The sequence below is a fragment of the Bacillus sp. 275 genome, from assembly GCF_001999205.1.
GTDB classification, from domain to species: domain Bacteria; phylum Bacillota; class Bacilli; order Bacillales; family Bacillaceae; genus Bacillus; species Bacillus velezensis.
The window spans coordinates 2,956,755-2,980,142 of the sequence record NZ_CP019626.1 but is presented as its reverse complement, the minus strand read 5'-3'; the positions used below and the strand labels follow the sequence as shown (position 1 = coordinate 2,980,142).

General features: G+C 45.8%; 25 protein-coding genes. 14 read left to right on the top strand and 11 right to left on the bottom strand.

Translation table 11 applies throughout. The annotated features are described in order from the left end of the window. Window positions 1-39: 39 nt before the first annotated feature. The 6 genes from malK to nupQ all read left to right on the top strand — a co-directional run bounded on the left by malK (window position 40) and on the right by nupQ (window position 7,489). A complete protein-coding gene (malK, locus tag BZ167_RS14550) occupies window positions 40-1,641 on the top strand; it encodes a malate sensor histidine kinase MalK (protein WP_032867190.1) in 1,602 nt (533 codons plus the stop codon). Further along, window positions 1,634-2,341, top strand: coding sequence for a response regulator (locus BZ167_RS14545; RefSeq protein ID WP_003152077.1), 708 nt, complete (start codon window positions 1,634-1,636; stop codon window positions 2,339-2,341). The genes malK and BZ167_RS14545 overlap by 8 nt, the downstream gene beginning before the upstream one ends. A 401-nt stretch (window positions 2,342-2,742) precedes the next feature. Then, complete coding sequence (locus BZ167_RS14540; RefSeq protein ID WP_007408665.1) at window positions 2,743-3,816, top strand: BMP family lipoprotein; 1,074 nt, start codon at window positions 2,743-2,745, stop codon at window positions 3,814-3,816. A 141-nt stretch (window positions 3,817-3,957) separates the two neighbouring features. Next, window positions 3,958-5,490 carry an ABC transporter ATP-binding protein gene (locus tag BZ167_RS14535; protein ID WP_020956265.1) on the top strand — a complete coding sequence of 511 codons (1,533 nt, stop codon included), beginning with the start codon at window positions 3,958-3,960 and terminating at the stop codon, window positions 5,488-5,490. Further along, window positions 5,483-6,529, top strand: coding sequence for an ABC transporter permease (locus tag BZ167_RS14530; protein ID WP_012118308.1), 1,047 nt, complete (start codon window positions 5,483-5,485; stop codon window positions 6,527-6,529). The genes BZ167_RS14535 and BZ167_RS14530 overlap by 8 nt, the downstream gene beginning before the upstream one ends. Further along, window positions 6,530-7,489 (top strand): guanosine ABC transporter permease NupQ, encoded by a 960-nt coding sequence (nupQ, locus tag BZ167_RS14525; protein WP_003152071.1) that lies wholly within the window; start codon window positions 6,530-6,532, stop codon window positions 7,487-7,489. A gap of 43 nt (window positions 7,490-7,532) precedes the next feature. Here the strand turns inward: nupQ and BZ167_RS14520 are convergent, their stop codons facing one another. Further along, the gene (locus tag BZ167_RS14520) at window positions 7,533-7,751 is read right to left on the bottom strand and encodes a hypothetical protein (protein WP_007408668.1); all 219 of its coding nucleotides are present in this window, start codon (window positions 7,749-7,751) and stop codon (window positions 7,533-7,535) included. Window positions 7,752-7,994: 243 nt separating this feature from the next. Here BZ167_RS14520 and BZ167_RS14515 point away from each other — a divergent pair, with 243 nt between their 5' ends. Genes BZ167_RS14515 through mnhG form a run of 7 tightly spaced genes read left to right on the top strand, consistent with a single transcriptional unit; the run spans window position 7,995 to window position 13,770 of the window. After that, window positions 7,995-10,397, top strand: a complete 2,403-nt coding sequence (locus BZ167_RS14515) for a Na+/H+ antiporter subunit A (RefSeq protein WP_061047115.1) — start codon at window positions 7,995-7,997, stop codon at window positions 10,395-10,397. Continuing rightward, window positions 10,394-10,825 carry a Na(+)/H(+) antiporter subunit B gene (locus BZ167_RS14510; protein WP_007408670.1) on the top strand — a complete coding sequence of 144 codons (432 nt, stop codon included), beginning with the start codon at window positions 10,394-10,396 and terminating at the stop codon, window positions 10,823-10,825. The genes BZ167_RS14515 and BZ167_RS14510 overlap by 4 nt, the downstream gene beginning before the upstream one ends. Continuing rightward, a complete protein-coding gene (locus tag BZ167_RS14505) occupies window positions 10,825-11,166 on the top strand; it encodes a Na(+)/H(+) antiporter subunit C (protein WP_003152063.1) in 342 nt (113 codons plus the stop codon). The genes BZ167_RS14510 and BZ167_RS14505 overlap by 1 nt, the downstream gene beginning before the upstream one ends. Further along, complete coding sequence (locus BZ167_RS14500; protein WP_032867186.1) at window positions 11,159-12,646, top strand: Na+/H+ antiporter subunit D; 1,488 nt, start codon at window positions 11,159-11,161, stop codon at window positions 12,644-12,646. Before BZ167_RS14505 ends, BZ167_RS14500 begins: the two co-directional genes overlap by 8 nt. Window positions 12,647-12,651: 5 nt before the next feature. Then, on the top strand, window positions 12,652-13,128 hold the full coding sequence (locus tag BZ167_RS14495) for a Na+/H+ antiporter subunit E (RefSeq protein WP_007408672.1): 477 nt from the start codon (window positions 12,652-12,654) through the stop codon (window positions 13,126-13,128). Continuing rightward, the gene (locus tag BZ167_RS14490; RefSeq protein WP_012118311.1) at window positions 13,128-13,412 is read left to right on the top strand and encodes a Na(+)/H(+) antiporter subunit F1; all 285 of its coding nucleotides are present in this window, start codon (window positions 13,128-13,130) and stop codon (window positions 13,410-13,412) included. The genes BZ167_RS14495 and BZ167_RS14490 overlap by 1 nt, the downstream gene beginning before the upstream one ends. Next, window positions 13,396-13,770, top strand: coding sequence for a monovalent cation/H(+) antiporter subunit G (gene mnhG, locus BZ167_RS14485; RefSeq protein ID WP_003152056.1), 375 nt, complete (start codon window positions 13,396-13,398; stop codon window positions 13,768-13,770). Before BZ167_RS14490 ends, mnhG begins: the two co-directional genes overlap by 17 nt. A gap of 39 nt (window positions 13,771-13,809) precedes the next feature. Here the strand turns inward: mnhG and BZ167_RS14480 are convergent, their stop codons facing one another. The 6 genes from BZ167_RS14480 to degQ all read right to left on the bottom strand — a co-directional run bounded on the left by BZ167_RS14480 (window position 13,810) and on the right by degQ (window position 18,636). Then, entirely contained in the window at window positions 13,810-14,193 is a 384-nt protein-coding gene (locus BZ167_RS14480; RefSeq protein ID WP_061860832.1) for a hotdog fold thioesterase, read from the bottom strand. Window positions 14,194-14,214: 21 nt separating this feature from the next. Beyond that, window positions 14,215-14,859 carry a two-component system response regulator ComA gene (locus tag BZ167_RS14475; protein WP_003152052.1) on the bottom strand — a complete coding sequence of 215 codons (645 nt, stop codon included), beginning with the start codon at window positions 14,857-14,859 and terminating at the stop codon, window positions 14,215-14,217. Between the two features lie 80 nt (window positions 14,860-14,939). After that, on the bottom strand, window positions 14,940-17,291 hold the full coding sequence (locus BZ167_RS14470) for a sensor histidine kinase (RefSeq protein WP_015418104.1): 2,352 nt from the start codon (window positions 17,289-17,291) through the stop codon (window positions 14,940-14,942). Then, on the bottom strand, window positions 17,269-17,439 hold the full coding sequence (gene comX, locus BZ167_RS14465; protein ID WP_015418105.1) for a competence pheromone ComX: 171 nt from the start codon (window positions 17,437-17,439) through the stop codon (window positions 17,269-17,271). Before comX ends, BZ167_RS14470 begins: the two co-directional genes overlap by 23 nt. After that, a complete protein-coding gene (locus BZ167_RS14460; RefSeq protein WP_224462816.1) occupies window positions 17,436-18,365 on the bottom strand; it encodes a polyprenyl synthetase family protein in 930 nt (309 codons plus the stop codon). Before BZ167_RS14460 ends, comX begins: the two co-directional genes overlap by 4 nt. Window positions 18,366-18,495: 130 nt before the next feature. Beyond that, window positions 18,496-18,636 carry a degradation enzyme regulation protein DegQ gene (gene degQ, locus BZ167_RS14455; protein WP_003152043.1) on the bottom strand — a complete coding sequence of 47 codons (141 nt, stop codon included), beginning with the start codon at window positions 18,634-18,636 and terminating at the stop codon, window positions 18,496-18,498. A 462-nt stretch (window positions 18,637-19,098) separates the two neighbouring features. Here degQ and BZ167_RS14445 point away from each other — a divergent pair, with 462 nt between their 5' ends. After that, window positions 19,099-19,440: a YuzC family spore coat inner layer protein gene (locus tag BZ167_RS14445; RefSeq protein WP_015418107.1), complete on the top strand. Its 342-nt coding sequence runs from the start codon at window positions 19,099-19,101 to the stop codon at window positions 19,438-19,440. A 6-nt stretch (window positions 19,441-19,446) separates the two neighbouring features. Here BZ167_RS14445 and BZ167_RS14440 read toward each other — a convergent pair whose 3' ends face one another. The 4 genes from BZ167_RS14440 to BZ167_RS14425 all read right to left on the bottom strand — a co-directional run bounded on the left by BZ167_RS14440 (window position 19,447) and on the right by BZ167_RS14425 (window position 23,330). Then, the gene (locus tag BZ167_RS14440; RefSeq protein ID WP_007408678.1) at window positions 19,447-20,670 is read right to left on the bottom strand and encodes an EAL and HDOD domain-containing protein; all 1,224 of its coding nucleotides are present in this window, start codon (window positions 20,668-20,670) and stop codon (window positions 19,447-19,449) included. A 129-nt stretch (window positions 20,671-20,799) separates the two neighbouring features. Further along, on the bottom strand, window positions 20,800-22,266 hold the full coding sequence (locus tag BZ167_RS14435) for a nicotinate phosphoribosyltransferase (RefSeq protein ID WP_015418109.1): 1,467 nt from the start codon (window positions 22,264-22,266) through the stop codon (window positions 20,800-20,802). Between the two features lie 17 nt (window positions 22,267-22,283). Further along, window positions 22,284-22,835: a cysteine hydrolase family protein gene (locus BZ167_RS14430; RefSeq protein ID WP_003152033.1), complete on the bottom strand. Its 552-nt coding sequence runs from the start codon at window positions 22,833-22,835 to the stop codon at window positions 22,284-22,286. Between the two features lie 96 nt (window positions 22,836-22,931). Then, window positions 22,932-23,330 carry a YueI family protein gene (locus BZ167_RS14425; RefSeq protein WP_003152031.1) on the bottom strand — a complete coding sequence of 133 codons (399 nt, stop codon included), beginning with the start codon at window positions 23,328-23,330 and terminating at the stop codon, window positions 22,932-22,934. Window positions 23,331-23,388: the final 58 nt, after the last annotated feature.

Below are 23,388 nucleotides of genomic sequence, written 5' to 3'. Positions count from 1 at the left end.
AAGTAGAACGCGGGAATGATAAACGTAAGGAAGGCTGTTATGAAAAAAACATTAAAATTGCAAACCCGATTAACGATTTTCGTCTGTATTGTCGTCCTTATCGCACTTTGTATCACCTTTTTCACGATCAGCGTCCAAACAGCAGACCGCGTGAAAGAAGAAGAACGGACGACCGCGCTGCGCACCGCAAAGCTGGTCGCGGAAACACCGAGTGTCGCGCGGGCATTGCAAACAAGAAAAGGGCTGAAAGAGCTCCGGGATTATACATTAGACGTCCAGCATACGACAGGAACCGAATTTGTCGTGGTGATGGATATGAACAGCATCCGCCTCACCCACCCCGACGTAAATAAAATCGGGAAGAAATTCACCGGCGGAGACGAACAGCCGGCGTTGCACGGACATATCAAAACGAGCACATCAGCGGGAACTCTCGGAAAATCCATGAGAGCCTTCGTACCGATCTATGGAAAAGATAAAAAACAAGTGGGCGTCGTTTCGGTCGGAATTTCGCTTAACAAAATACAGGATGTCGTCAGCCACAGTTTGAGACCGCTTTATTTCATCATCTGCGTAAGTATTTTTGTCGGCGTCATCGGAGCCGTCATTGTCGCCCGCACCGTCAAAAACATTATGTACGGTCTTGAGCCTTATGAAATCGCCACCCTCCTCGAAGAGCGGAGCGCCATGCTCGAATCAACGAAGGAAGGCATCCTGGCGGTTGACGCGCGGGGAAAAATCAAGCTTGCCAATGCGGAAGCGAAACGGCTTTTTATTAAAATGGGTATTCCGACTAATCCGGTCGATCAAGATGTGAACGATATTCTCCCGAAAAGCCGGCTGAAACAAGTGATTGAAACGAAAAAACCGCTTCAGGACAGGGATATCCGCATTAACGGGCTTGAGCTGGTCTTTAATGAGGTTCCGATTCATCTGAAAGGACAAACCGTCGGAGCGATCGCCACGTTCAGGGACAAAACGGAGGTCAAACATTTAGCAGAACAGCTGTCCGGTGTTAAAATGTATGCAAACGCATTAAGAGCCCAGTCTCATGAATTCATGAATAAGCTTCATGTCATTTTAGGGCTTGTCCAGTTAAAAGAATACGATGATCTCGGCACTTACATTAAAGACATTGCCATTCAGCAGAAGACGGAAACAAGCGAGATTATAAGTGATGTCAAAAGTCCGGTTCTCGCAGGGTTTCTTCTAGGAAAACAAAGCTACATACGCGAACAGGGCGCTGATCTGGACATTCAGCTCGGCAGCCTGATCCCGAATGCGGCAGATCCGGCCGTCATCCATGAGCTCATTACGATTATCGGAAACCTGTTAAACAACGCGCTCGACGCGGTGGCGCAGATGCCGAAAAAAAACATTACGTGCTCAATGCGGTTTCAGGATCGCCAGCTTGATATAGAGATTACGGACACGGGAGCCGGAATGTCTGCGGCAGACCAAGCCCGTATTTTTGAACAAGGTTATTCCACGAAAGGGACAAACCGGGGGTTCGGCCTCTATTTCACCCAGCAGGCAACAGAAAATTTAAAAGGCCATATGATTGTGACAAGTGAAAAGAATGAAGGAACGACTTTCAGTCTTCGCATTCCGTATGAACCGAAGGAGGAAAATGATGATTAATGTACTCATAGTTGAAGACGACCCCATGGTGGGTGAATTAAATAAACGCTATCTCAGCCAGATTGAAGGATTTCAGCTGAAAGGGATCGCATCATCCTTTCAAAGCGCGCTGCACGTGCTGAGCGAGCATCATATCGATCTCATCCTTCTTGACATTTACATGCCGGGAAAAAACGGGCTTGAGCTTTTAACGGAAATCCGCAAACAAAATGAATCGGTTGATGTCATCGTCATTTCGGCCGCAAGCGAGCTGGACGTCATCAAAAAAACGCTTCGGTACGGCGCCGTCGATTATTTAATCAAACCATTTGAATTTGACCGCTTTCAAACCGCTCTTTCCGACTACAGACGCAAGCAGAAAGTTTATCAATCACACAGAAGCATGACACAGAAAGAATTGGATGCCGAGCTTTTTCAAAAGAAAGAAGCGGCGGAAAAGGTTCACCTTCCGAAGGGATTGACAAAAAGCACGCTTAAACTCATCTGGGCGAGCATTGAGTCTTTCGGTGACGGCTCTTTTACCACAGAAGATCTCGCCAAGCATACTGAAATCTCGCAAGTCTCCATCCGGAAATACCTTAAATTTCTGGAAGACATACAAGTGCTGAATGTAGAAATGGCGTACGGCACGATCGGCAGACCCGTCTTCCAATATCATATCAACACCGGCAATGTCAGCAGCATCAAACAATATTTATAATGTCAAAAAGCGCCGTTCCGCTGTGAACGGTGCTTTTTTACTGTCATATCCCGTGACAAAAGGCTTGAGATTCCTTTTTTGTATGCTATATAAGGATAATGACCTGGCTGATCCTCCTCTGTTTTATCCAGATGAGGAAGCCGATTCATAAAATTGATATTTTTTAAAAAATAAGCAAATTTCTATTTATTTATGGCGGGTAAAATGATAAATTATGATTGGTTAGCAGATCTTTTCAGATAAGTCATAAGTCCCGAACCCGGAAGAGACAGCCGCTCAAGGCGGGAAAAAGAGAGACGTCTCATCATTATTATCAGAAAGTTTTTTCGATTCTGCATCCGGTACGGGGACTCAAGTCTGAATTGAACGGCACAGCCATATTTTACAGGGGGGTTATATCTTTGAAAAAACGCAAAATCGGAATGGCGATGGCGCTCATCGCGGCGGCCGGAACCATATTAAGCGCATGCGGTTCAAGTGACAAAGCAAACGGCTCCGGCAGCAAAAACTTTACCGTCGGCATGGTAACAGATATCGGCGGTGTCGATGACAAATCATTTAACCAGTCCGCCTGGGAAGGTATTCAGGCATTCGGAAAAGACAACGGGCTTACAAAAGGCAAAAGCGGTTTTGACTATCTTCAATCAAAATCAGATGCAGATTATACAACGAACTTAAATAAATTAGCGCGGGAACACTTTGACCTGATTTACGGCGTCGGGTATCTGATGCAGGATTCCATCAGCGAAATCGCCGATCAGCGCAAAGACACCAATTTTGCGATCATTGACGCCGTTGTCAAAAAAGACAACGTGGCGAGCCTTACATTTAAAGAGCAGGAAGGTTCATTCCTCGTGGGAGCGGCCGCTGCGCTATCGAGCAAAACGGGAAAAGTCGGATTCGTGGGCGGAATGGAGTCTGAATTGATCAAAAAATTCGAAATCGGCTTCCGCGCGGGTGTACAAGCCGCAAATCCGAAAGCGACCGTCGAAGTGAAATATGCGGGCGGATTTGACAAAGCCGATGTCGGTAAGGCGACGGCTGAAAGCATGTACAAATCAGGCGTTGACGTCATTTATCACGCGGCCGGCGCAACGGGAACGGGCGTCTTCACAGAAGCGAAAAATCTGAAAAAAGAAGATCCGAAGCGGAACGTATGGGTTATCGGTGTTGATAAAGACCAGTACGCGGAAGGTCAAGTCAAAGGCACAAAAGACAATGTCACTCTGACATCAATGGTCAAAAAAGTGGATACAGCCGTAGAGGACTTAACGAAAAAAGCAAGTGACGGGAAATTCCCGGGCGGCAAAACATTAACATACGGTTTGGCGCAAGATGCAGTCGGCATCTCGGATCACAAGGAGAACCTTTCTGACGATGTCATCAAAGCAACAGACGATTGGAAGAAGAAAATCGCGGACGGACTCGAGATCCCTTCAACTGAAAAAGAATTGAAATCCTTCAAGGCTGAGTAAGAACCAGGGGATAAGGAGACTTCCGTGCTTATCCCCTCTCTTTTATGAAAAGAGCGGTGAAGGAAAAGCTGCATCTCTTGCAGCTTTTCTTTTGCCAAGCTCTTTCTCATCAAAGTATCTCTGAAAAGGAGCGTCAAATCGGTGGATTATATCATTGAAATGCTTAATATACGCAAGGAGTTTCCCGGAATCGTCGCCAATGATGACGTCACGCTTCAAGTGAAAAAAGGCGAAATACACGCCCTTCTCGGTGAAAACGGCGCCGGAAAATCGACACTCATGAACGTTTTATTCGGCCTGTATCAGCCGGAAAAAGGCGAGATCCGGGTGCGGGGCGAACGCGTTCACATCAACAGCCCGAACAGAGCCAACGATCTCGGCATCGGGATGGTGCACCAGCATTTTATGCTTGTGGATACCTTTACCGTCTCAGAAAATATCATTCTCGGAAAAGAGCCGAAAACTTTCGGCCGAATTGACAGACAGCGCGCCGCCCGGGACGTGCGCGATATTTCCGACCGTTACGGCCTGCACATTGATCCTGAAGCCAAAGTTGCCGATATTTCCGTCGGTATGCAGCAGCGGGCGGAAATATTAAAGACCCTCTACCGGGGCGCCGACATTCTCATTTTTGACGAGCCGACCGCGGTGCTGACCCCGCACGAAATTCAAGAACTGATTCAGATTATGAAAAATCTTGTCAATGAAGGAAAATCAATCATCCTCATCACCCACAAATTAAAAGAGATTATGGAAGTCTGCGACCGTGTCACCATCATCCGGAAAGGAAAAGGCATTACAACACTCGATGTCGCACATACGGATCAAGATGAACTGGCAAGCCTTATGGTCGGACGCGAAGTGTCATTCAAGACGGATAAACAAGCGGCCGAGCCGAAACAAGAAGTGCTTTCACTTTCTGATGTAACGGTTAAGGACGCGCGCGGCGTTGAGGCGGTCAAACAGCTCTCCCTCTCAGTCAGAGCCGGTGAAATCGTCGGCATTGCGGGCGTTGACGGAAACGGCCAGTCTGAATTAATTGAAGCCATTACAGGTCTCAGAAAAACGAATGCCGGCACGATCACGTTAAACGGCAAACAGCTGCAAAACATGCCGCCCAGGAAAGTCACTGAAGCCGGCATCGGGCATATTCCGCAGGACAGGCATAAACACGGGCTCGTCCTTGATTTTCCGATCGGAGAAAATATCGTGCTGCAAAGTTATTACCAAAAGCCCTACTCTTCTTTCGGCATATTAAATAAACACACGATTTATGACAAAGCGCGAAGCCTGATTGAAGAATACGACGTCAGAACACCTGATGAATATACGCCTGCGCGCGCTCTCTCCGGGGGGAATCAGCAAAAGGCCATTATCGGCCGGGAAGTGGACAGAAATCCGGATCTTTTAATTGCGGCCCAGCCGACGCGGGGACTCGATGTCGGCGCGATTGAATTCGTCCATAAAAAGATCATTGAGCAGCGTGACGCCGGTAAAGCGGTGCTTCTGTTATCTTTTGAACTTGATGAAATAATGAATCTCAGCGATCGCATCGCCGTCATCTTTGAAGGCAGCATCATCGCAAACGTCAATCCGCTTGAAACAAACGAGCAGGAGCTCGGACTTTTAATGGCGGGAAGTAAGCAAATGGAGGCGGGGAAAACACATGATTAATCGACTTTCTCATCTGGCTGTGCCGCTGATTGCGATCATCCTTGGGTTAGCTGCGGGTGCGGTCATCATGCTCGCCAGCGGCTACAATGTCGTAAGCGGGTATTCGGCTCTTTGGAGCGGCATTTTCGGAGAAGTGTATTACATCGGGGAATCGATCCGCCAGATTACGCCATATATTTTGTCCGGATTGGCCGTGGCATTCGCATTTCGGACCGGCCTGTTTAATATCGGGGTTGAAGGACAGCTCCTTGTCGGCTGGACCGCCGCGGTGTGGGTCGGCGCTTCCTTTGACGCCCCCGCTTACATCCACCTTCCGCTTTCGTTATTGGCGGCTGCGGCTGCGGGCGGCATTTGGGGCCTGATTCCCGGATTTTTAAAAGCCCGTTTTTTTGTCCACGAAGTGATTGTCACGATCATGATGAATTATATCGCTCTTCATTTAACCAATTATCTCATTTCCGATGTCATGACGGACCACCGGGACAAAACAGACAAAATTCATGAAAGCGCGTCGCTCCGCTCGCCGTTTTTAGAGCAGCTGACAGATTACTCCCGCCTTCACTGGGGCATTCTGATCGCTCTGTTTGCGGCAGTCCTCATGTGGTTTATCATTCATAAAACAAAAAGCGGATTTGAATTCCGGGCTGTCGGCTTTAACCAGCACGCCGCACAATACGCCGGAATGAGCGTCAGAAAAAATATGATGTACGCCATGATGATTTCCGGCGCCTTCGCGGGGCTTGCCGGCGCGATGGAAGGACTCGGAACCTTTCAATACGCGGCGGTTAAGGGCGCCTTTACCGGCGTCGGCTTCGACGGCATTGCGGTTGCGCTTCTCGGCGGCAGCACGGCAATCGGCGTTGTTCTGGCGGCATGTCTTCTCGGCGGCCTTAAAGTCGGGGCATTAAATATGCCGATTGAATCCGGGGTGCCTTCTGAAGTCGTTGACATCGTCATCGCCATTATTATTTTGTTTGTGGCATCAAGCTACGCCATCCGTCTCATCCTTGATAAATTGAAGAAAAAGGGGGCGAAGTAAGTGGACTTCCTGCAGATTTTATCCATTATTGTCCCGGCAACACTCGTATATGCGGCTCCGCTTATTTTAACTGCTCTCGGCGGCGTGTTTTCTGAAAGATCGGGAGTTGTCAACATCGGTCTTGAAGGACTGATGATTATCGGCGCCTTTACAAGCGTCATGTTCAACTTATTTTTCGGACGCGAGCTTGGCGCCGCCGCTCCGTGGCTCGCCTTGGCTGCGGCTATGATTGCCGGCGGACTGTTCTCACTGATTCACGCGGCCGCCGCGGTTTCTTTCCGCGCCGATCAGACGGTAACCGGTGTGGCGATCAATATGCTCGCGTTAGGAGCGACACTGTTTATCGTCAAGCTGATCTACGGAAAGGCGCAGACTGATAAAATCCCGGAGCCCTTTTACAAAACGAACATTCCCGGGTTAAGCGATATTCCGGTTTTAGGAAAGATTTTCTTTTCCGACGTATATTATACGTCGATTTTAGCCATCGTACTGGCCTTTGTTTCCTGGTTTATTTTATTCAAAACGCCGTTCGGCCTCCGCATCCGTTCTGTCGGGGAACATCCGATGGCGGCCGATACGATGGGAATCAACGTGTTCGGCATGCGCTATATCGGCGTCATGATCAGCGGGCTGTTCGGCGGGCTCGGCGGCGGTGTATATGCTTCCACGATCGCGCTTGATTTCACGCACTCCACCATTTCCGGACAAGGCTTTATCGCTCTTGCCGCGCTGGTTTTCGGCAAATGGCATCCGATCGGCGCGCTCGGGGCGGCGCTGTTCTTCGGATTTGCGCAGAGTTTGAGCATTATCGGCTCGCTTTTGCCCCTGTTCAAAGACATTCCGAATGTATACATGCTGATGGCTCCTTACATTCTGACCATTCTCGCGCTTGCTGGCTTCATCGGCCGCGCGGATGCGCCTAAAGCCAACGGCATCCCTTACATTAAAGGAAAACGCTGATTGCCACAAAAAAGAGTTCCGCACCCTGGTGCCGGAACTCTTTTCATCTATATACGATTCTGATATACTCACGCGGCTGAAACGGTGTTTGCATTGATTCAGCCGCACTCAGCTTGTCTTCTGCGTATTCCGCACCGAGAAAAAAACGCTCCCAATTATCTGCCTCCGTCTGCTGCCGCGTTTTGCAGAAATCGTCCGCTATGAATGTTCCTGCAATAATAGAACAAAATATTCCAATACAGGCCGCCGCCTTTCTCTTCATCTGACCAGCTCCTTTTTTAAAAGCTTGATCTGAAAGATAAATGTATATACAAAGATCAGGATATTTGATAAATTTATTTTGGGTTCAAAAGACCACAAAAACACAGAGAGGAATACATTATGCCGTAGCAGGGTAAAAAAAAGTGCGATATAATTTGTACTGGGTCCTATGACCGTGAATTGATTAATTCACTCTTACATAAAGCAGTTGCTTGATGAAAAAACAAGCAAAGGAGGTCTTCTGTTGCAGCTGTTACATTTCGCGATTTTGGCGCCTTTTTTATTTGCATTTATCGTTCCCTTTCTTTATAAACGGGTAAAACAAGTCCATACAGGCTGGTTTGTGCTGATAGTGCCCGTTGTGCTGTTTGTTTACTTTATCAGCAAGCTCCCTGTAACAATGGCTGGGGAAACCGTCCGATATGCGGCCGAATGGATTCCGTCCCTCGGTATTAACTATACCGTTTATCTTGACGGACTCGGGCTGTTATTCGCTTTATTGATTACGGGTATCGGCTCTTTAGTGACGCTTTACAGTATTTTTTACTTATCGAAGGACAAAGAAAAGCTCGGCCCCTTTTATGTGTACCTGCTGATGTTTATGGGCGCGATGCTCGGCGTTGTGCTCGTCGATAACGTTATCGTGCTTTATATGTTCTGGGAGCTGACAAGCCTGTCATCCTTCTTATTAATCGGGTATTGGCATAAGCGGAAGAAATCACGCTACGGTGCGGAAAAGTCACTGCTGATTACCGTCGGCGGCGGGCTGTGCATGCTCGGCGGCTTTATCCTGCTGTATCTGATGACGGATTCTTTCAGTATCAGGGAAATGGTCAACCAGGTGCATATTATCGCAGGCCATCCGTTCTTTATTCCGGCGATGGTTCTCCTGTTATTGGGGGCCTTTACGAAATCAGCGCAGTTTCCGTTTTATATCTGGCTGCCTGATGCCATGGAGGCGCCGACTCCTGTCAGCGCCTATCTGCACTCGGCTACAATGGTGAAAGCGGGCATTTATCTGATTGCCAGATTCAGTCCGGTTTTTGCATTTTCACCCGTCTGGTTTTGGACGGTTGCCTCAGTCGGTCTGATCACGATGGTATGGGCTTCCTTTAATGCGATGAAACAAACCGATTTAAAAGCGATTCTGGCATTTTCCACAGTCAGCCAGCTCGGTATGATTGTATCGATGCTCGGCGCAGGAGCCGCCGCGCTTCATTACCAGCATTCAGAGTATTTTACGGCGGCTGTCACCGCGGCTGTGTTTCACTTAATTAACCATGCTACTTTTAAAGGAAGTTTATTTATGGCGGTCGGCATTATCGACCATGAAACGGGAACACGGGACATCCGCAGGCTCGGCGGACTGATGGCGCTTATGCCGGTAACGTTCACCGTTTCACTGATCGGAACGTTTTCCATGGCGGGCCTCCCTCCGTTTAACGGCTTTTTAAGTAAAGAAATGTTCTTTACAAGTATGCTGCGGATTGCTCATGCAGATATTTTCAGCCTGGATACGTGGGGCGTGCTGTTCCCCGTTCTCGCATGGATCGGGAGCGTCTTCACTTTCATCTACAGCATGAAGCTGTTTTTCAGAACGTTCAGCGGCGCGCGCAAACCTGATCAGCTTGAAAAGACGCCGCATGAAGCACCGCTCGGCATGCTGATTTCGCCGGTGATTCTTGCCGCTTGCGCCGTCAGTCTGTTTTTTGCACCGAACGTTTTGTCTTACAGCCTGATTGAACCGGCGATGAACTCCATTTATCCGGCTCTGTTAACCGGCGGAGATACATTCCATGTCCATATTTCCCAGTGGCACGGGGTGACGGCTGAGGTAATGATGACCCTCGGCATCATCATTGTCGGCACGATCGGTTACGTAACGCTGTCTAAATGGGAGCGTTTGTACGGTCTGTTTCCGAAAAAACTGACGCTGAACAAGCTTTACGATGCGGTGACGGGCAGTATGGAAAAAAGATCTTACCAGCTGACGTCATCTTATATGACCGGATTTTTGCGGGATTATCTGCTGTATATCTTTGCGGCGTTTATCATTCTCATCGGAACGGCGTTCGTCACAAAAGGCGGCTTTTCCATGACAGCGAAAGGCATGGCTGAAATCGGCCTGTATGAAATCGTGCTGTCCCTCGTTATGGTGAGCGCAACGATTGCGACTGTGTTCGCCAAATCGCGGCTGACGGCCATTATCTCACTCGGTGTTGTCGGGTACACACTCGCGCTGTTTTTCGTGATTTTCAGAGCGCCCGATCTGGCGCTCACGCAGCTCGTCATTGAGACGATATCCGTCGCCTTGTTTCTTCTTTGTTTTTATCATCTGCCGAAAATGCGGCGGAAAAAGAAGACAAGAACATTCCGGATGACGAATTTTATCATTTCTCTCGGTGTCGGCGTCATCGTGACAATGCTCGGAATCGCGTCTTCCAGCGAAAAAACAAAAGACAGCATCTCCTCCTTTTTCACCGCTTACAGCCATAAGCTCGGGGGAGGAAACAATATCGTCAACGTCATCCTCGTTGATTTCAGGGGATTTGATACGATGTTTGAAATCACGGTGCTGTCGATTGCCGCACTCGGTATTTACGGCATGATCAGAACGAAAGTAAAAGAGGAGGGAGAAGAGCGTTGAGACAGCAAAACACAAACGACATCATCCTTCAGACGGCAACGAAGCTTGTATCTTTTATCATTCTGCTTTTCTCTTTCTATTTATTTTTATCGGGGCATAACGCTCCCGGCGGAGGATTTGTCGGCGGACTGATTACGTCTTCGGCCATCGTGCTGTTGCTTTTGGCCTTTGATTTAAAAACCGTCAAATCGATTTTGCCCGTCAATTTTATTTATGTGGCGGGCGCGGGTCTGCTTATCGCGATTGCAACGGGTGCAGGTTCGTTCTTATTCGGAGCACCCTTTCTCACCCATACATTCGGCCATTTTCATCTCCCTGTGCTTGGGAATACGGAGCTTGCGACGGCCACTTTGTTTGATTTAGGTGTGTATCTCGTTGTTGTCGGCGTGACGATGACCATTATTCAAACGATTGGAGAGGAAGAATAATGGAAATCTTAATGTCTGTCATTGCCGGTATTTTGTTTATGGCGGCAACCTACCTGCTGCTTTCTAAAAGTCTGCTGCGCGTGATTATCGGCACCGCGCTTTTAAGCCACGGCGTCCATTTGCTGCTTCTGACCATGGGCGGACTGAAAAAAGGCGCCCCTCCCATACTGGGCGGAAAAAGCACGTCGTTTGTCGATCCGCTGCCGCAGGCACTCATACTGACGGCGATCGTTATTTCGTTCGGCGTCACGTCCTTCCTGCTTGTGATGGCGTTTCGCGCCTATCAGGAACTGAAAACGGACGATATGGATCGAATGAGGGGAAATGATCAACATGAATAACTTTGTGATATTGCCTATTCTGGTGCCGCTGCTTGCCGCAGTGCTGCTGATTTTTATGAACAGGCACGTGATGCTGATGCGGATATTCAGCACTGCCGCTTCCTGTGTCTCCATCGTCATCAGCGCCGCTCTCGTTCAGACGGTTTTTACACACGGGATTCAGACGCTGTCACTCGGCGGCTGGAAAGCGCCGTACGGCATTGTGCTCGCCGCGGATCAGCTTGCCGCACTGCTTGTTTTGACAACCGCCATAATCGGGCTGCTCGTCACCCTGTACTCCTTCCGCTCCATCGGAGAAAAAAGGGAGCGCGCTTTCTATTATTCAGGGGTGCAGTTTCTTCTAGCCGGCGTAAGCGGAGCGTTTTTGACGGGTGACCTGTTCAACATGTACGTCTTTTTTGAGCTTCTGCTTATCGCGTCCTACATGCTGATCGTGCTTGGCGGAACGAAAATTCAATTAAGAGAATCATTGAAGTATATCGTGTTTAACATTGTGTCATCCGCGTTTTTTGTCATCGGCGTCGGTTACTTATATGCGGTGACGGGCACGCTGAATATGGCTGATCTAAGCGTAAAAATAAGTGAATCGGGCCAGACCGGGCTGATAACCGTCATCGGCGTCCTTCTTCTCGTCGTTTTCGGTTTAAAGGGCGGGATATTCCCGCTGTATTTCTGGATGCCGGGCTCTTATTACGCCCCGCCGGCTGCGATTTCGGCCTTATTCGGGTCTCTTTTGACGAAAGTCGGCCTGTACGCCATTTTAAGAGTATTCACCCTGATCTTTATTCACGATACGGGCTTTACCCACCAATTGATGATGTGGCTTGCGATGCTGACGGTGTTATTCGGCGTAATCGGATCTATCGCCTTTTCGGATGTCATGAAAATCGTCATCTACAATATTATTACAGCCGTCGGCGTGATTTTGTTCGGCATTGCCATGAACACGCCGGCCTCCATTCAAGGAGCGGTTTATTACTTGATTCACGATATGCTGATTAAAGGAGCGCTGTTCATGCTCGCCGGCACGCTTATCGCATTGACGGGCACTGCCAGCCTGCATAAAATGGGCGGACTGATCACCCGTTATCCCCTTTTAGGATGGATGTTCTTTATTTCAGCCATATCTCTGGCCGGCATCCCGCCGTTCAGCGGATTTGTGGGCAAGCTGAAGATCGCGGAAGGCGGGTTCGATAAGGGGGAAACATTGTTTTCCGTATTGATTCTCTTATCCAGCCTGCTTGTGCTCTATTCCGTGCTGAAGGTTTTTACGACGGCTTTTTGGGGGGAAGAAAAAGAAATCCCCGGCCCCGGCGCAGGCGGACGGTCCGCAAAAGGACTTCTTTATCCGGCAGCCGCTTTTCTCCTTTTGTCGCTTCTGTTCGGGCTCGGAACCGAATGGGTTTCACCGTATGTCAATCAGACGGCTGAGAATCTGCTGAATCCGGAAAAATACATTGAAGCTGTTTTGAAGGAGTAGATGGCATGGCTTTTCAACTATTATTAAATGTTCTTCTCGCTGTTTGCTGGATGTTTCTCACAAACAGCCTCAGCGCGGCGGGTTTTATGACCGGATTTATCGCGGGCTTGGCGGCGCTGTTTTTTTTCCGGCGCTTCTTCTCGCGGCCGTTTTATATTTGGAAAATATGGTCAGTCATCAAACTGGCGCTGATCTTTATAAAGGAATTATATTTGGCCAATGTCAGCGTGCTGAAAACCGTTATATCGCCGAAACTGAACATCCGCCCGGGCATTTTCGCGTTTAAGACGGAATTGACGGAGGATTGGGAGATCACGCTGCTCTCGCTGTTAATCACTTTAACACCGGGTACGCTCGTGATGGATATCTCCGATGACCGGTCGATTCTCTATATACACGCCATGGACATTGAAGATGCGGAGAAAGCGATCCATGACATCCGCGTCTCTTTTGAGAAAGCCATTCAGGAGGTGAGCCGCTGATGTTTACGTTTATTCTGCAATTATCACTCGGCATTATGGCGGTTTCGACTCTTCTGTACGTCATTCGCGTCATAAAAGGGCCTACGATACCGGACCGGGTCGTCGCGCTTGATGGGATCGGCATTAATCTGATTGCCATGACCGCGCTTGTATCCATTCTCTTAAACACATCGGCCTTTTTGGACATCATTCTGCTGCTCGGCATTTTATCGTTTATCGGCACGATTGCCTTTGCTAAGTTTTTGGAGAAAGGAGAGATTATCGAAAATGATCGAAATCGTTAAATGGGCCGTCGCCGTTTGTATTCTGATGGGATCGCTGATCTGCCTGGTCGCGTCTTTCGGCACACTCAGGCTTCCTGATGTGTATACGCGCGCCCACGCCTCTTCAAAAGGCTCGACACTCGGCGTTAATTTGGTATTGCTCGGGGTGTTAGGCTACTTGTGGATGCTGACCGGAGAAATTTCTGTAAAAATACTGCTCGGCATCATTTTTATCCTGCTGACGGCGCCGGTCGGAGCGCACCTCATATGCAGGGCCGCGTACAATTCGGGAGCGGCGCTTGATAAAAGAAGCGTTCAGGATGATTACAAAGGGATCAGAAACTTTGTGATCAAACGTAAAGAAGATTCATATTTGTAAAAACAAACAGCCGGACGATTCAGGGTTCCGGCTGTTTGTTTATTTTGTTATAACAGCCAGCGTGCAGCGAGAAATACAGATCAGCCTTTCCCGTTCATCGAAAATGTTAATCCCGTACACAATGGTTGCCCTGCCTGTGTGAACGGGTTTCGCAATCGCCGTGACCGTCCCGCCCTCTTTCACGGATTTCAAATGATTGGCATTAATCTCAAGCCCGACACACGCCTGGTTCGACCGGTCGATAAAATGCTGGGCCCCGACACTTGCAACAGTCTCCGCCAGCGCTGCTGACGCGCCACCATGCAGATATCCGAAAGGCTGCACCGTCCTCTTATCCACCGGCATCACCGCTACGCATCTCTCCGGCGTGTTTTCAGTGATTTCAATACCGAGTGCGCCGAGCAATGTATTGTTCAGATTCATAGGTCATTCTCCCTTCAAGATTTATAGTACGTTGTCTGACTTGGCGATCAGCACCGCTTCAGTTCGGGAGCCGACATTCAGCTTGTTAAAAATGGATGTCAGGCTGTATTCAATCGACCGCTTGCTTAAGTGAAGCGCATCTGCGATTTCCTGATTGGTCAAACCTTTTTCGACCTCTTGGAGAATATGGCGCTCTCTCGGGGTTAACCGATCCTGCTCACTTTGAGGGGAAGAAGACGTTTTTGTTTTTTGCTGGGTCATCAGCTGTTTGAAATAGGAGAAATCAACTAAAATCTGTCCGTTGAGCACGTGATATATGTATTGCATGATTTTCTCTTTAGATTCGGTTTTGCTGATGGCGCCATGCAGGCCCGCGCGGATGGATTCTTCAAAATAATCTTCAACCTCATAGCCTGTGTAGACAATGATTTTACAGAGAGGATTCTCTTTTAAGATTTTCTTGGAAAGCTCTATGCCGCTGATGTCATCACCCAGATTTAAATCCATTAATATGAGATCGTAAGCTGAAAAATCATGCCGGAGAACGAATTGTTCACTGGCGTCAGGACTGAGGCAATCGACAGAAAGATTCGTGTCCGTTTCCAGAATCGTCTTGGTGCCCTCCATGACAGCCGGATGATCATCAATCACTAGTATCTTTTTCATGGTTTCCTCCCTTTTACTCACTCATTTCCATTTTATTAAAAAGACTTGGCTTCTGCCAAGTCGATTTGGTGATAAATTGGTTACAATTCCATTTCAATATCTACTTTAAAACCGTTTCCTTCACTTGTGTCGATTTTCATCCGTCCGTCAAGCGCCCGGACGCGCTCCTTAATACCCGAAAGACCCATGCTCATCGACTGCCCGCCGCCTTCTTCCTGATTGCATCCGACACCGTCATCTTCATAATGCAGAATCACTTTATTTTGAATGCTGATCAGCATAATCAGCACCTCATTCGCCTGTGAATGCTTCATGGCGTTCGAAAGAAATTCCTGAATGATGCGGTACAAATTCAGCTGCGTATCCAAATCCAGAGCCGCCGTAAACCGGCCCGTATTCAGACGGATATGAAACGGCGCACGCTCCTGCTGCTGCGCGGCAAGCTTGGATACCGCCTTGACCAGACCCAAATCATACAGCAGCTGAGGACGCAGCTCATGGCACGTCTCCCGGGTCATCAAAATGACATCCGACATCTGCTCATTCATCTGATGAAGCTTGTCCTGCACCTCTAACTGGCAAGGCTCCTCTTTCTTAAAATCGGCCAGAAACAGCTCACACTGGCGCTTCAAAGAAATTAAATCCTGCAGCACCGAATCATGCAGATCACGGGCCAAATCCGAACGCTGCTTTTCCTCGATCGTAAACATCAGCTTTTTGAGCCAGACCGGGTTTGAGCCTTGTTGTTTTAGATTTTGGAGGTGATCCATAAGTTCCTCAATTTGCAGAACATTTTCCATCGATACACTGGTATAAAATGATAACGTCTTCAGCCATGAAGTCTCATCCATTGTAAGTCTTGGTGTATTTATGCTTGATAAACAAAGCAAAACATAAGAACTTGTTCCTCTCTCGCCAATTTTCATGAGGAACCCTTGATTAATCTCAATGATTTTGCCGATTTCCGAATTGACCTTTTCAAATTTGTCTTTATAGGGATACCAATTTGGTTCTGTACTTTGTTTGTCAAAATACACAATTTCTCCGCCAGAACTAATTTCAAAAATATAAGCTTTGCTTACTGGCAAAACATCTAAAATTGTCGCTTTAAGATGTGTGAAAACTTGGTTCAAGACTGACACACTTTTAATCAATTGTGTGTATTTAAAAATACTGTCTTGATAATTATACTTTTCTGAGAAACGCTTTAAGCGGAACTTATAGTCCAGCACTTCTTTAAAATAAAAAACAGAAAGCATAATCAGAAAAACAAACAAGGTGATTTGAAAAGTATTAAAATCTCTATTTTTATTCATAAACACAACGAAAACCCAAACGATACCAATTGATGGGATAACCGCCAACAAACAATAATACCTCAAGCGTCCCAACAAAAAATCAATATTATAAATTTTATTAACAACAAATTGATATACCAGTGCTAACGGTATAAGCAAAAGAAAAGGTGCAGTGATTACCGCACTATAAACATATTGTCCAAAGATCACAAGAGGAACAATATATAATAAAGTAAAAGGTAAGAATGCAATGGTATTAGATACTAATAATACTTTTAACAAATAAGCAAAATCTTTCTTTCTATGCTTAATTTGATAAAGTATAAGACATACATAAACCACCATCATTTCAAATAAAAAAGTTAAGAGATTAAGGCTTGTAATCACATCATACTTTATATGCTTTTCAAATAGTTCACATATGATGTTCACTAAAGGTAAATTATACAAAATTAAAATATAAATCCCTCGTGAAAATTTCACGTTTAATTCTTTAAAATATTGATGAAGGAAGTTAAGATACAAAACAGGCACTGCTAAAAATGTATAAAGATTAATATAACGATTTACAGAGTATCCCCTTGTCACTCCTCCGGCACTTAAATAAGCAATAGATATACATAGCAAAAAACAAATCAGAATATATGCTGATATGCTGTCTTTCTTCAAATTAACTCTAAAGATGTAAAAAATACATATTAAACTCAGTAAATAAAAAATACCTGGTACAATATATGAAAAGAAACTGTACGGGCTATCTAAATAGATAAATTCAAAGTTATCTAACTTAATTAATTTATCATTACGTTCAACTTTTAATTGTCTAACTTTAGCTAAGTAAGAGCCATAAATGTTTTCTTTATTTGGTTTATGTCCATTTATTTCAACAATTTTGTCTCCAATTTCCAACCCCATTAATCTTCCATAGGAGGATCTTGTCATATCAACAACTTTCAGTTCTTGATTAGAAACTTTAACTACATTGGTACCTATAATTATTCCATTTTGAGTATAATAAACTACTAAAGTAAAATAGAAAATACTAAACAATAATAAGGCAACCGAAAAAAACTTTAAAAACTTCTTCAAAATAACATGGTTCACTTGTTTTTTAAGTACGCCAAGCAGGATCATCATTCCCTATTTTGAATTTATTGTTAAAAATTTTAATAATATCAGGAATAAGCGAGTCTGGAATACTTATTAAGCTCACTTCTCCCATCCCGAGTTTTTCTACAACCTCTGGATTCTTCATTAAAAAATTTACGATGTCTTGGTTCATAATGGTGCGCCCTCATTCAATGATTTATAGTTGAAAAATTCAAGTTTAATATTGAGTTTATTTAATTCCGTCATTATTTTATCCTCATATAATCTGATCATAATCGAAACATATTGAGTCACTCCGGCCTCCCAAAGTTTTTGTTTAAATAAGTTTATATCAGAAAGCAATAATTGATACTCCCTTTTTGAATTCATTATATTGAGGATTGATACTGACATCGGATTAAATTTACGTTTTAAGTATAATAAAACTAAATTATTTCTATTTTTGTTAATATCACTGCGTTCAATATTAAACAGTCCGTAATAATCATTCTCTATTTGTTTCACGATTCCCAACCAATAGGAATAATTCTCAACAGTTTTGTTATACTCTCCGCATGCAAGCATAGTTCCTAAAACACATGGCATCGCAATAAGTGAACCTGATTTATGTTTTATCATTGCGAGACATTCTTCTTCCGTTTCAGCCGAATTCTTTAGGTCATCATGCTGCCCTTGCATTGCCTCTATTGCATAATTTAAAGCTAACCGAGAAAAGTCAGAAACTGTACAAAGAGAATTAATGAATTGTATACTAATCGTATAGAGAGTTGTTGAGGCATTTAACGATACTGAGCGGTCTATTTTCATCCAAAGAGCACTTCCATTATCCTCATCTTCATGGTCATCTAAAATATCAAATGATAAGATTAACAACTCAATACCTGCAGCCAGCATCTCTATTTCTTTGAAATTTGCTCCGTTAAATGCTATGTAATGCTGATATGCCAGGTTTCCAAAAAAGAAGGATTCTTTTGTTTCAATGAAAGAGTACAGCAGACTGATCAAATCCGAATTGTAAAGATTAGTATTTACAATTTCCTTCATCTTCTCTTTAATCGTTTCGGCATCTAAACACATTTGCTCAATAATTGTCTTCACCCTCCCATTCTATTTTACTAAATGCAGGTGATGAAAGACAGCAGGTTTTTCGTTTTTTAACAATCGTATAATACTTTATCCATGAAATGGATAAAAAATGCACAAAAAAAAGACTTGTTTCCAAGTCTTTTTAAGAAATTTTCATTGCATATGAGAATTTATCGAGCTGATCAATGCTTTTGTTAATGTTTCGTAATGAGTCGGTTGTTTCTCTGATATCATTTTCAAGTCGGAATAATAATTGCTTTACTTCTTCTAATTTGTTTTCCACCGTTTCCACACTCCTTTTTTTGAAAGATCAATGAATTGTGTATGGTGAACGAGTCCTAGGTATTTGATCTGTTACTAATAGTGTAAACGTTTTTGCGGGATTTTTCACCGAAAAGTATGTGTAAAAGTATCTGCGTGACACCGCAAACCGTGGTAATTCTATAGTCCCGAATGGAGCATTTAGCGAACAGGACTATATAACTACCAGAAAGGCAGACGTTTAGGATGAAGCAGACCAATCTGGCGGTTCTGCTGTTTTTTTAACGGTTTTCCGACAAACCGGCAAGGACTATAGTCCCTGCCGTCGCAATTTCAAAACAGAATGGGCGAACAGCGTCGCATAACCACCGACAAACACCGAAAAGACCGCAACCCCCGCATTGTGGTCTTTTTGCATGTCATAACTCGTTATCATGCCGCCTATACTCTATAACGAATGTTTTCTCAGGAAGGAGGCCGCCGTATGCATTATGTGTATCCATGCTGTCCTGTTTTCGCCGCGCCATACCGGCATCCTGCGCCCAGTGCCCCGGTTCACGCAGATATTTTGACAGCGTCCGCAAAAGAGGCTGCGGGCATGCTGGAGGATGCGCGCCTGCTCCTTGCGCGGCTGTCGGCGTCAAAAGAGCTTGCGCGCCGCATTCTCACCGCAGCGCAATCATCTGACACCGCAGCGGTCAAGCGGCTCATTAAGCAGACCGGCATCAAAAATGACTTTGACGTGACGTATAATCCCGACGGCATCCGTGTCAGTCTGATCAGAGAGCAAAGCCGGTTTATCATCGCCCTCAGGTGGTCGGCTTAAAGCGGCTCAATCCACGATCAGCTGCCGGCACCATTCGATCGCCTGTAAGTAACATTCATACGCTTCTTCTTTGTTCAGTTCTTTTCCCCACTCGTCACAGTCCCAGTTGTTGCATTCAATGGCTTTGACGAACGCGAGCATCTTATAATAATCGTTTTCATAACCGAGCAGCGCCTGTCCGACTTCATCGATTAAAGGCAGTTCTTTGATGATATCCTCCAGCTCCCGGTGGAGAAGCGTATCGATGAGCGAAAACATGCCGATCAGCATGTAAGAAGAGGGCTGGGGCCTTCCGGTTCTTTTCGCCAGCAGTTCGCACAGTTTGGCCCTGATTAAGGAAATCTTAATGATTTCTTTTTGGCTTGAATGGCTTTTCGCCGTTAAATCTCTGAATGAAAGAATGTAAATCAAGCGCTTAATCTCATTCAGCCCAAGCATCATGATGGCCTGCTGGATGCTGTCTATCTTTTTTTTCAGCCTTGTTTGCGATCCGTTTAAAAAACGCAGAATCTGATACGATAAGCTGACGTCCCGCTCTATGTATTCCGTCACGCGCTGTATATTGGGCTGGTCATTGTTTAATTCGCTTAAAAGCTGGTAGTAAGAATGAAAATGAAACGTCAGATCATTTCCGCTGATGACACGCGGTTCACTGAAAAAATATCCTTGAAACAGGTGAAAGCCGTCTATGGCCGCCTGTTTATAATCTTTTCTCGTCTCCACTTTCTCCGCTAAATAAATCAGACTTTTACAGCTGTACGTCTGAATGATTTTTTTGCGCTCCAGACGCGAGGATTGCAAAAAGTCGATTTTTAAAATATCAATATATTTCATCAGCTGTTCCACTAACTCTTCATTTTCCGGATTGATGGCGTAAAAATCATCAAGTGCTAATGTATATCCTAATTTCTTCAGCTGTCTGCATCTTGAGATGAGTGCCGGAGTGATCGGTATGTCCTCAAGAATTTCGATAATAAGCTGGTCAGGATCAAAGGAGGTAGGGAGATCTGAAAACATCAGGCTTTCTGTAAAATTCACAAAGCAGCGTTTCCCCTCAGTCAGCTTTTCGATTCCGATGTTGATAAAGCTGTTAATAATGAGATCCGTCGTAGCTTTATCTCCATCAGCGGCCGAATAACGGTTCTCTTCGCTCTCCCGGTAAAGAAGTTCATAAGCAACAACCTGTTCGTTTCTGTTGAAGATAGGCTGTCTCGCAACAAACACCTTCATTCATTTACCCCCTTAGATGCGGCCTTCGAACATAAGTATATCAAATAACTTGACGAAATTTGTCTAAATGTGAAAAATATTATCACAACAAAAAGGCCTTTCCAGAGAAAGGAAAGGCCGCTTTGTCTTCTATTCAAGTTCCCGTTTCAGCTTGCTTTTGATTTCATGAATCCGCTGCATCTTGTTGCTCCAGCAGTCTTCGCTTAAATCGACCGGATATTCTTCCGGCTTGCTGATCCGTTTGTATTCCTCCCACAGAAGTTTGAGGTTATCCTGCACGTATTGCTGGATGTCGGTAATTTCGGGATTATCATAGCATAAAACGCCGTTTTCAAAGATCGGCTCATGCAGGTCTTTCGCATAGAAATCAGTGACGAATTTGCTGACGAACGTGTGGACGGGATGGAACATTTTTAAGCGTTTCTGATCATTTACCCGCTCGTCATAAAGCGCGATATAATCACCTTCCGAGTGGTGATTCAGCTTGTTGATAATCCGGTATACTCTCTTTCTTCCCGGCGTTGTCACTTTTTCAGGGTTTGACGAAATTTTAATGGTGTCGGTCAGTTTGCCGTCCTCTTCAATGGCGACAAGCTTGTAAACCGCGCCGAGAGCCGGCTGATCGTATGCGGTAATCAGCTTCGTGCCGATGCCCCACGTATCGATTTTCGCTCCTTGGGATTTCAGATTTAATATCGTGTGCTCGTCAAGATCGCTTGAAGCAATGACCTTTGCGTCTGTGAAACCCGCTTCATCAAGCATTTCACGCGCTTTTTTTGACAGGTACGCCAAGTCCCCGCTGTCCAGGCGGATGCCGATGAAGTTGATCCGGTCGCCGAATTCCTTTGCGACTTTAATCGCATTCGGCATGCCTGAACGGATCGTATCGTACGTATCTACGAGAAACACGCAGTCTTTGTGGGTCTCCGCATATTTCTTAAATGCCGTATATTCATCGCGGTACGCTTGTACGAGCGCATGAGCGTGCGTGCCGGATACCGGTATATTAAAACGCTTTCCGGCTCTTACATTACTCGTCGCGCTGAAGCCGCCGATCAAAGCCGCTCTCGCTCCCCACATGGCCGCATCCATTTCATGGGCGCGCCGCGTTCCGAATTCGAGGGCGTCTTCGTCACCGACAACGCCTTTAATGCGGGCCGCTTTCGTGGCGATTAATGTTTGGTAATTCACAATGTTAAGCAGAGCCGTCTCAATCAGCTGGGCTTCGATCAGGGGCGCTTCGACCCGCATAATCGGTTCGTTGTTAAAAACGAGCTCGCCTTCTTTCATGCTGTAAAGAGATCCGGTAAAAGAAAGATCCCGTAAATACTCAATGAAATCATCAGCATAGTGCAATTCCGTTTTTAAATAATTCAGATCGCTGTCGGTAAATTTGAAGTTCTCCAAGTATTCGATTGCTTTTTCTAAGCCCGCAAATACCGCATAGCCGTTTTCAAAGGGAAGCTTTCTGAAAAAAAGCTCAAAAATCGCTTTTTTCTCATGAATGCCGTCTCTCCAGTACGTTTCGGCCATATTTATTTGATAAAGATCTGTATGTAAAGACAAACTGTCGTCTTTAAAACCATGCTCCACCAAAATTGTTTTCCCCTTCCTTACTCTGCCACTTGCGCTCCGATGCTGTTCTTAAAATGGGACAGGGCCCATTCATGCCCTTCCGGATTAAAGCTGGCCACAGCGTTTTGATGAATGACGATCTGAAAGCCCTTGTTGTAGGCGTCAACCGCCGTGTGAAGAACGCAGATGTCCGTGCACAGGCCCGCAAGATGCAGCTCAGTGATCTGCCGTTCCCGCAGTTTCAGCTCTAAATCCGTTCCCGCAAAAGCAGAATATCTCGTTTTTTCCATATAATTTACGTTTTTTGCGTGTTTATGTTTCTCATAAAGAGGCGATAGCCTTCCGTACAGCTCTTTGCCCTCCGTGCCGTTGATATTATGCGGAGGAAACAGGCGTGTCTCGGGATGAAAGTCATCGTCTGCATCATGCGAATCAACCGCAAAGACAACGTAATCACCGTTTTCTATAAATGCTTGCGTCAAACTGACAATCGTATCTTCAATCTGTCTCGCGGGTTCTCCGCAGGTTAATGCCCCGTTCTCTGCTGCAAAATCATTCGTATAATCAATGCATATAAATGCTTTTTTCATAGCCGGCCTCCCCGCCATTCATATGAAAACCATTATATCCTATCTCCACTTGTAAGTGAATTGGCATTGTAAAATGACAAACGGTGTTTTGCCCTTTTAAGATTTCAGGAGTGAGCGCTGAAAAATGTCATCCTGTACGTAAATGCCGTCAAGGTTCACGGCATAATCGGCGGCAAAAACCAGGCCGAGCGGCGTTTCGAATTGAAGATCCGATATGACGGAGCTTCGGACACCGGCAAGTGCGGCAAGCTTCATATATGGCGAATAAGCATGATACGGGAGCCTTCCGTTTATATAGAGCACCGCGTCTTTTCGGCTTTTCAGCGCCTGTTTCACTTCTTCATACGGCTGCTTTTGCAGCACCTGCCCCTTCGTCAGGGCAATGATGACTCTTTCACGCAGCGAGCCTAAAAATAAATGGCGTTCATCCGGTTTCGTCTGCAGAGGGCCGTACATCCCCTGCTGTAAATAAAGGTCAACCGTTTTGTCGCTCATCGGCCTGTCCCTCCTCAGCTTGTTTTACAATTATCTCCCCGGACGGGACGCGGTAAAC